The organism is Nicoliella lavandulae (assembly GCF_037546185.1).
Taxonomy (GTDB): domain Bacteria; phylum Bacillota; class Bacilli; order Lactobacillales; family Lactobacillaceae; genus Nicoliella; species Nicoliella lavandulae.
On the sequence record NZ_JAWMWH010000003.1, the window covers coordinates 52674 to 61813 of the forward strand.

A 9140-nucleotide genomic window follows, 5' to 3' on the forward strand; every position below is an offset into this window, starting at 1 on the left:
CTATTCCCCCCCTTTAAACCGTGCTTCAACTGCTCGAGCGTGGGCTTCCAATCCTTCAGTCCTAGCTAGTTTAGTAATCGCTGGGACGTCGGCAGCCAAGTTTGCCCGGTCAAATTGAATAAATTGAGTCCGTTTAACAAAATCATAAACGCCTAGTGGTGATGCAAATCGTGCGGTCCCACCAGTTGGCAATACATGGTTCGGTCCCGCCACATAATCGCCCAATGGTTCACTTGCATAGCGTCCCAAAAATACGGATCCAGCATTTTTTATTAATCCTAAATATTGAATTGGGGATGCCAATTGAACTTCTAAGTGTTCTGGCGCTACTTCATTCATTAAAGCAAACATATCATTAACGTTATCCATTACTGCGATAAAGCCACGTTCATTTACGGCAGCAATCGCAATTTCTGTTCTAGGGAGAGTGGTTAATTGTTGCGTAACTGATTTTGCAACTGCTTCAGCCAACCGTTCGCTATCGGTAATTAACATTGGCCGTGCTCGTTTATCATGTTCAGCCTGGGAAAGCAAATCTGCGGCTACTTCATCCGCGTCAGCACTATCGTCCGCCAAGATACCAATTTCAGATGGTCCTGCAACCATATCAATGGCTACCTTACCAAAAACCTGTTTCTTGGCAGTGGCAACAAAAATATTACCTGGGCCCATGATCTTATCTACGGGGGCAATGCTGGCGGTCCCATATGCTAGCGCTGCGATTGCTTGAGCTCCCCCAATTTGATAGACCTCATCTACGCCAGCTAGTTTAGCTGCCGCTAAGACTGCGGGGTTAATCCCATCCGCTTGCGGTGGCGTGACCATTACGATCCGTTCAACCCCAGCCAACTTAGCTGGTAATGCACACATTAAAATGGTAGATGGATATGCTGCTGTTCCCCCAGGAACATATAATCCCACGCTGGCTAATGGCGTTATTTTTTCGCCCCTTAAGATGCCTGGTTTACTTACATCGACAAAGCTGTTCTCAATTTCACGTTTGTGAAAACTAATAATGTTTTGTTTTGCCAGTTTTAATGCAGCTCTTAAGTCATCATCAATTGATTCCCAGGCTTGATCTAATTGGAATTCAGGGATGGAAAAATCCGCTAAATTAACATTGTCAAATTGCCGTTCATAATTACGCACCGCTTCATCACCATTTTTGGCAACATTAGCAATGATTTCACTAACTGCTTGTTCAATCTTTAAATCAATGGTTTGACTAGTGTAATCTGCAACTACTTTTTTCATTTCTGCTAATGATTTCTTATATATTTTCATATTCTGATTCCTCCACAACTGTTTGCAATTGATCAACTAATTTAAATATTTCATTTCGTTTTTGTTTTAAAGCCACTGGATTGGCAACTAAGCGACTGGTAATAACATCTAACCAGTCGTGGACCACTAGGTGATTAACTCTTAACGTCGTCCCCGTCTCAGTTAAATCGACAATGGCATCCGCTAAGCCAGTCAGTGGTGCTAGTTCAACGGAGCCAGCAATTTTAATAATTTCAACATCTTCACCGATACTGGAAAAGTAACGACGGGCTACTTCTGGATACTTTGTTCCAATTACCTTCCGATGTGGGGTTTGCCAGTTAAAGTCCTGCTTAGCTGCTACGATAAACTGACATCTACCGGTCCCAAGGTCTAATAACTCATCTACTTGATTATCAGCATTTTGTTCTGCTAACACGTCGCTTCCAACTACTCCCAAGTCAACCGTTCCCTTACGAAGGTAGGTGCAAACATCGTCGCCTTTCACTAAGATGAAATGATATTGATCTGCTAGGGTAATAATTAATTTACGCTGCTTATTAATTAATGGATCACAGTCAATTCCGCACCGCTGTAACAATGGAATTAACTTTTGTTCGACCCGTCCCTTTGTTAACGCAATTTTTAACATTCTGTAAGCCCCTTTTCTGGTTGATAAATCATTAGTCTTCCACCCGCGTTCAATGCTTGTTGCTTTGCTTGATCCAATGTATCAGCTAACGATAATGAGTAGTTAGCATGTGCTTCAATTAATGGTACTACCTGTCTCAAATCTGGTAATTTTGCGTACACAAAAACCGGTCGCTGAATTGAATCTTCAACATCTGCAATTGACGCTAACGCATCGATGTTGATTCCCAATCCAACGGCCGGTTCAATTTCTGATTCAAAGTTAGCTAATAGCTGATCATATCGACCACCGCTAACGATGTAAGTATTTGAATTCGTCGTATAGCCTTTAAAAATAATTCCCGTATAGTATTGTTGCGGAGCCGCGCTACTTAAATCAATAATTACTGACTGTCCCGGTAAGCTAATAGCAAATTCAGCTAGCGTAATTAACTCGTTCAAACTTGATTGAGCTGCTTTAGGAACTGCCACCGATTCAAGCATTCGTTTAATCTCTTCAACGGTGCCAAACATGCGGGGCCATTTTTTCAGAAACGGCCCCGCATGGCCCCAACTTTGCTAGCAAAGCATCATATGCTGGAAAGTTTTTGTGGTACAGGGCCTGCGCCAATTGAGTATGCAATTGATGGTCTAGTTGCAAAGCTGATAGCACTTGGTCTACCAGCTTTGCATGGGCTAGTTCAATTGTTAGATGATGTCGATTTAAAAATTGCTTACTCAATTGATGCATAAAAATCACCGCTTCCATTTCTGCTTTCAGAGATTGATACCCAATTAGTTCGATTCCCACTTGGGTTTGTTCGTTCTTACCACCTGATAGTTCAGGTGAAATTTCAAATTTTTCACCGATATAATATAGTCGCTGTGGCATTGATACATTAGTACTTGATAAAAACCGAGCGATTGGTAATGTTAAATCCGGTCTTAATACTAAGTCATCCCCAGCAGGATCAAATACTCGGTATTGTTGATTAACAGTTGCAAAATCATCAAACAACCGGCGTTGCTCAATAATTGGCATGTTGATTCGGCTATAGCTACGGTTTCGCAGTAGCTTTAAAATCCAAGCACTAATGATATCTTTATTTTCTGCGAATTGACCAAATTCATCCCGCAGACCAGTTGGTAATTTTATTTTATTCATGTGAATCACTCCCTTCTAATTCAATTAATTCTCATAAAAAAAGCGCCCTCTCTGTCAGTTAAGACAAAGAGGACGCTTTTGCGTGGTGCCACCCCAGTTCAGATGCTTTTCACAAAGCATCCCTCACGTTGAAACCTTAGTTTCAACCCGTTTAACGAGTGGTCCCGGACTAGCTTACTTAGTTTCAGCTAGTCAGTTTACCGGTGTGGTTCACAATGAGTAGCTAATCCCTTCACAGCTTAAGCGGGACTCTCTCGATAGCTAATTCATTGTTACTCTCCGACGCATTACTATTAGAATTAAATGAGAAATAATTGATGTTGTGGTTATAATATTCTAATGTTTTTTAATTGTCAACCCTTTTAAATAATTCATTTAGGTGATATCCACGACCAACCTCATCAATCGCATGGGCATCAGACCCGAAAACCATTGGTATATCAATCTGTTTAGCCATTGTAAAAATTTGTGTGCCTGGATAAAAATCATTACAAAATTTTTTATATAACCCTGCTGAATTAACATCCAAACTTAGATGCCGTTTAGCCATTACCCGTAATATTTTTTGAATTAATGCTAAGTTAGTCTGATCAAATAATTCTGGGAACTTAAAATAATCTTGATACTTTTTAATCAAACTAATGTGACCCATTTTATCTGGTTGCCACCGTCCTAAGTCAGTCTGCGCACTTTCTAATACTGTTTTGAAGTAACGTGAATATAGTCTTTGAGGAGCATGTAGCTCTTGGCCAAAACCAGTTTTTAGTTCATCAGGATCATAATCAATGCCCCAATAAGTCCCATCATCATCTTGAAGATAGTGGACCGACAAAATATTATGCTGAGTGTAGGGCCCATACTCTGCTAAAAAGTTAGTAATCGAGTCAGTAAAATCATGTAAATAGTCAATTTCAAACCCAATTTTAATTTGAATGTCGTGTTGATACTCCGCTTGTAAATCAGTCGCTAATTTTAAATAATCATCTACTTGCGAATCAGCCAACCCTTCCGATTCATAGTCGTCTAACGGACCACCAAATACCGATGCAAAACCAGCCGGCATTGGGGCATGCTCAGTCATCCAATATTCATCAAACCCTAATTGAATTGCCCGCTCTACCATTTTACGGGTCGATTCATGACTTCCATGTGGACATAGTTCTGTATGGGTATGGCCATCAATTTTAACCATATACGATCCCCTCCTCCCAATTTATGGCTTAATTATAGCGCAAAATAAAAAAGAACACCAACTTGGATGTTCTTTTGCATTCATTACCATGAAAATTTTTCGTAATAAATTTGAGACCGTTCAATTCCCATTTGTTTCAGGGCTTTAATCCAATGTGAACCCATTTTATCGGGACCACCAATTAAAACGACCGTCTTATCCTTATCAACTGGCAGGTGTTCGGCAATTTCATTATCACTAAACCGACCAATTTGCCGATATGACTTAAAGTTATTACGTGTTTGCCATTGATGAAATTTATCAGGATACAATAAATTATTTTCATTACTAGCATTATAAAAGACCGTTGTGTCCACATTCGGATTCCCATCAACAATTGACAATAATGGTACGATCCCTAGTCCCCCTGCAATAATCAACAGATGGGTTTGGATGATTTTCATTAATGACTGATTGATACATCCCAAATCCACCGTTAATCACTACCTTAGCATCGTTTGGAATCCGAGCCAATGATTGGGTAAAGTCACCATCCCCACGAATTGCTAACACCAATTCATTTTTGTCGCTTGGCGCATTCACGATTGAAAATGGGTGGGGTTCCTTCATAAATCGAACTTCTGGGAATGAAATAAATACGAAGTCACCAGGATAAATGGCTAAATGCTTTTTCAATCGGAGCGTCAATTGACGCACGTTAGGCTTTACCTCTTGGTTATCGATCAAAGTTGCTGAGATAATCTGTTTATGGATAAACGTAAAGGCATAAGAACCAAATACAAATAACGATGCCCCTACAAATAAGATGGTAAACGGTACAATTTGGCGAATGTATGGAATCAATAGGACATGGATAAACACTAATCCAGTTGCGACTACGTTTAACCGGTGCAAGATAACTGACACTTCATGTTTGAAGACATGTTCCAATGAACGTTTGATCCACATTAGAAATGGTACGCGACTCGTAAGCCAGCCCGCCATAAAAATCATTGAATATAAAGCTAAGCCAATAAATAAGTAGATCGCCCAATCTCCAGTTAGCTTAATTAAACCACTGGAGTGGAGATTTGACTTGTGTAAGTATGCTAACACGATTACTGCTAAGCTTACAATTCCGTGAATCATATATGCATTAGGCAATCCAATTAAGCGATCCGACCATTTGGGCCGCGTTGAAATATACATTGCCAGTAACATCCATGAATATGCGATCGTTCCAAATAGAATCATCGTTTTCGTCCCGTTATAAATTGGAGGCAGCCCCGCACTTAACGTTTGGACAAATGGAAATGGAATCAAAAAGATTGCCACTAACCAGGATAACCCTAGTAAATATCGATTATTAGTCAACATCAGTAATCACTCCTTGATTAAAATAACTTAGTTGGTGGTGTTGATTAACAAAGCAACCACTTAATTGATGGTCAGCAACTAGTTGGCGAAGCGATTGCTCACCAGCGGCTAATAGCGCCGTTGCCCAAACATCTGCAGTGGCTAACTTAGGGGCAAATACGGTCACCTGTAATAGATCTGGTTGCCCACTTGAACGAACATGAGCACCGCGTTTACTATACCCAGATGTCGCTAATCCACCGTTAGTTAGTTGATATCCAGCAATTAACGTTTGTAGGTCACTTGGATCTTCAATGCCGATTTGCCATTTAAAGTCATGTTGACTCGCGAATTGCATGTCACCACCACCGTTTAGACAAACGCCAACGATTTCCGTGCGTTGTAACTCTGGACGCAAGTAACGGTCAAAAAGCAGTTCAATTGCCCATCCCTTTACATACCCAAGGGGGTCATACCGTTGTTGACTATCGAACGGATCAAAGCAACCATTAGTCAGTTGTTTAGCATTTAAACAAGCATCATATACCTGCTTAAACTCAGCATCCGTGACCAATAGCTCTTCATTGCCATCCCGAAATTGACTAACTAATGAATCAGGACGATAGGTAGAATAACGTCGGTCAATTTGATCCAATGCGGATTTAATTGACCCAGCCAATTGATGCAGGCGACTCTTAATCAACTCTACATCTTGACCTGCGATACTGATCGTAAATGGAATCGTCATTGATTCCACGACCGTTGATTTAACCGTCACTGTCATTACTATTTCTCCGCTTGAGTAATTGCATCTTGCAATGAACCAGTGAAGCCCTTGTATGTTTCAGTGGCTCCAGATACCTGATTGATCTTAGCACTTTGTTTTTGCAAGGCTTCCTTGGTGTAAAATGGGATTGCCTGGGCATTGATTTGATCAGAATTACCGCCTTCAGGGTGCTTTAGAACGGTTACTTTTGCGATCTTGTTATTTTTAACATCAATCTTTACTTGAACATCCCCATGTTGCGTACTAGTTGAGGCACCAGTATAGCTACCATTTTTCAATTGCTTGGCATTACTACTGGTATCACGATTACTCTGATCAGTAGTTTGACTGGTGGACTGATCACTAGTGGTCGTTTGGGTTTCCTTTTTATCAAAGAAAACCGTGTATCCTTCAATAATGACGGCAAAGAAAACAGCTAATGAAATCAATAGAACGCTTAACTTTTTTAGCATAGTTATCAACTTCTGTTAAATTTAGACTTTTAGTATTAACATTATAATATTTAAATCTTAAATTTAATGCAAGAAAAGTATAAATTTATTTTAATAACTTCACGAACTTTTTATTTGCTGTGATGTAATATGTAATGCCCATTGGTTAGTTCGAAGCGAGTCATTCCACCCGTTCCAACAATTTTTGTGATTGATAAACGTTGGCCTACTTTATAGTGCGCTGCTACGCGAGCCTGTTTAAAAGTTTTACCATTATATGCCTTGATATTTGAAATTACCCGGACTTGCAGTTGCGCCTTAGCATTGACAGCCAATTCAGACCCCAATCCTAATGTTGCCACTGTTAATCCAATCATTAATAATTTTTTCATTAATTAACGCCTTCTAAATTTAGATTGTTATTATAAATGCTATTTTAACACATTTCATAAATCAGTTAACAATTAGTATGGATATTAAAAAAACTTGGTGCCGATTATTTCGACATCAAGTTTTTAAATTTATTATTTATTGTTGTTCGCATCAATAATCTTACCAGTTTTAACTAATTGTGCTGGGCCATCTTCAGGATCCAAGTGAATTTGAATCAATACTAACTTATCACTAGCAGCACGAGCTTCGGATAATGCATCCATTAATTCTTGTTCAGTTGTTATGTCCTTGGCAGTATATTAATCTGCTTTAGCAACAAAGGTAGCAGGCATTTACGTATAGTTTAGTTGAGGTACATCGTTGTAGTATTCATGCATTCCATGAATTAAACGTTCAACCGTGTAACCAGTATTATCCAATACCAAGATAATTGGGTGGAGTCCTTCTCTAAATGCCATCCCAAATTCTTGAAGGGTTAATTGAAGTTAACCTTCACTAGTTGATAGAATCGTCCGGTGGTCTTCATCCGCAATTTGACTACCTAATGCAGCTGGGAAAGCATAACCAATTGAGCCCCATAGTGGTTGCCCAATAAATTGAGTGCCCCTAAGCATGGTAAATGGAACTAATCCACTAAATGAAGTCCCTTGTTCAGTAACAAGCGTATCACCAGTTTGAATAAAACTACTGATCGCTTGATCGTAAAAGTCTTGGGTTAGTTTCTTGTCACTAGCGGTTTGAAGTGCCACGACTTCATTTCTACCATTTAATCTAGCTGTGCGAGCATTAATTTGTAAAATTGGTAGTTTCTTAACAGTAGCTGCAGAGTTATAGTTAGTTAAGTAGTCTTTAGATTGACCGAATACCGTTGCCCCTTCGTTACTAATGATAATGGTATTAGTACTATCGAAACTTTGGGTAAACATTCCAGTAACCATGTCACCAAGTTTTACTCCGATTGTGATAAATAAATCTGAATCATCGACAACTTGGTTAATATCTTCATCTTAAATTTTTCCATCATACGTTCCGATAAATTCTGGTAATGATTCGTCAACGGCATCCTTACCTAATCCAATATCAGTAAAGTTAATGTGGTTCTTTTTAACGAAATCAGCAACAAATTGTGATAAACGGGCATTGATCACTTCATGACCAACGACTACTAATGGCTTTTTAGCCTTGTTCAATTCAGTTTGTAAGTCATTTAATAGTGATTGAGATGGTTGAGCATCGTTCTTCGCAATCACTGCTGGAATTTCAGCCTGTAAACTTTGGTTCAATGACATTTTACCAATGTTAATTAGCATGGTTAAATAAACTGGCTTCCGATATTTAACCATGTAAGCAATGGCATCGTTGATATCATCAACTGGGTGTTCAGCGGTTAAATTAACGCTCTTAATCCCTAATTTTTCATGGGCTTTAATGAAACGGGTGTAATTACCATCCCCAAAGGTGTGGTGAACAACTGCATGGTCATTTTGATAAGCCATGTTGGGTGTCTCAACAATTTCTAATACGGGAACGTTTTCCGCAGCACCAGCAGCATTGGTAAACTGACTCCCTGCTTGACTTGCTTGGTTGGCGTTGCTCAAGGCAGCATTGGCATTCGCAACGTAACTAGCCGCCTTCGCATTTAGTGAGTCTGCTTTAGTAAATTGGTAATCACGACTAGCTTGGGCCGCTTGACTCGCATAGATGCTTGCCAATTGGGCCGTAGAACTAACCGCATCCCCGTTCGCACTGACCGTCATCGCTGCAGCACTAGCTTGTTGATAGTTATGACTTGCAGCTTGACTTTGAGCAATGGCATCATTTTGCACAGCTGATAATTGACTCAATATTCATATGTTGATTGTATTATAGCATTGAACATCACAGAAAACAATAAAAAAAGTGAGTCCGATTAAAAATCGAACTCACTTTTTTTAATTAAGGCGA

The 9140-nt window shown here is 39.5% G+C and carries 14 protein-coding genes and 1 other annotated feature; all 14 genes read right to left on the minus strand.

Annotated elements, in window-relative coordinates; all coding sequences use genetic code 11:
* Nucleotides 1–1284: a histidinol dehydrogenase gene (gene hisD / locus R4146_RS06890; RefSeq protein WP_339960723.1), complete on the minus strand. Its 1284-nt coding sequence runs from the start codon at nt 1282–1284 to the stop codon at nt 1–3.
* Nucleotides 1271–1915, minus strand: coding sequence for an ATP phosphoribosyltransferase (gene hisG, locus R4146_RS06895; RefSeq protein WP_339960724.1), 645 nt, complete (start codon nt 1913–1915; stop codon nt 1271–1273). The genes hisD and hisG overlap by 14 nt, the downstream gene beginning before the upstream one ends.
* The gene (locus R4146_RS06900; RefSeq protein ID WP_339960725.1) at nt 1909–2397 is read right to left on the minus strand and encodes an ATP phosphoribosyltransferase regulatory subunit; all 489 of its coding nucleotides are present in this window, start codon (nt 2395–2397) and stop codon (nt 1909–1911) included. The genes hisG and R4146_RS06900 overlap by 7 nt, the downstream gene beginning before the upstream one ends.
* A gap of 13 nt (nt 2398–2410) precedes the next feature.
* A complete protein-coding gene (locus R4146_RS06905) occupies nt 2411–3058 on the minus strand; it encodes an ATP phosphoribosyltransferase regulatory subunit (RefSeq protein ID WP_339960726.1) in 648 nt (215 codons plus the stop codon).
* A 65-nt stretch (nt 3059–3123) separates the two neighbouring features.
* Nucleotides 3124–3355, minus strand: a binding site (T-box leader).
* A gap of 49 nt (nt 3356–3404) precedes the next feature.
* A complete protein-coding gene (gene hisJ / locus R4146_RS06910) occupies nt 3405–4250 on the minus strand; it encodes a histidinol-phosphatase HisJ (RefSeq protein WP_339960727.1) in 846 nt (281 codons plus the stop codon).
* A gap of 83 nt (nt 4251–4333) precedes the next feature.
* Nucleotides 4334–4633 (minus strand): hypothetical protein, encoded by a 300-nt coding sequence (locus R4146_RS06915; RefSeq protein ID WP_339960728.1) that lies wholly within the window; start codon nt 4631–4633, stop codon nt 4334–4336.
* Complete coding sequence (locus R4146_RS06920; RefSeq protein ID WP_339960729.1) at nt 4620–5606, minus strand: FAD-binding oxidoreductase; 987 nt, start codon at nt 5604–5606, stop codon at nt 4620–4622. Before R4146_RS06920 ends, R4146_RS06915 begins: the two co-directional genes overlap by 14 nt.
* A complete protein-coding gene (locus tag R4146_RS06925; RefSeq protein ID WP_339960730.1) occupies nt 5596–6369 on the minus strand; it encodes an FAD:protein FMN transferase in 774 nt (257 codons plus the stop codon). The genes R4146_RS06920 and R4146_RS06925 overlap by 11 nt, the downstream gene beginning before the upstream one ends.
* 2 nt (nt 6370–6371) lie before the next feature.
* Entirely contained in the window at nt 6372–6824 is a 453-nt protein-coding gene (locus R4146_RS06930; protein ID WP_339960731.1) for an FMN-binding protein, read from the minus strand.
* Between the two features lie 110 nt (nt 6825–6934).
* Nucleotides 6935–7195, minus strand: coding sequence for a DUF5776 domain-containing protein (locus R4146_RS06935; RefSeq protein ID WP_339960732.1), 261 nt, complete (start codon nt 7193–7195; stop codon nt 6935–6937).
* 132 nt (nt 7196–7327) lie between these two features.
* On the minus strand, nt 7328–7459 hold the full coding sequence (locus R4146_RS06940) for a hypothetical protein (RefSeq protein WP_339960733.1): 132 nt from the start codon (nt 7457–7459) through the stop codon (nt 7328–7330).
* A 69-nt stretch (nt 7460–7528) separates the two neighbouring features.
* Nucleotides 7529–7654, minus strand: a complete 126-nt coding sequence (locus R4146_RS06945; protein ID WP_339960734.1) for a hypothetical protein — start codon at nt 7652–7654, stop codon at nt 7529–7531.
* A gap of 27 nt (nt 7655–7681) precedes the next feature.
* On the minus strand, nt 7682–8122 hold the full coding sequence (locus tag R4146_RS06950; protein WP_339960735.1) for a hypothetical protein: 441 nt from the start codon (nt 8120–8122) through the stop codon (nt 7682–7684).
* 81 nt (nt 8123–8203) lie between these two features.
* Nucleotides 8204–9040 (minus strand): hypothetical protein, encoded by an 837-nt coding sequence (locus R4146_RS06955; RefSeq protein WP_339960736.1) that lies wholly within the window; start codon nt 9038–9040, stop codon nt 8204–8206.
* Between the last annotated feature and the right edge of the window lie 100 nt (nt 9041–9140).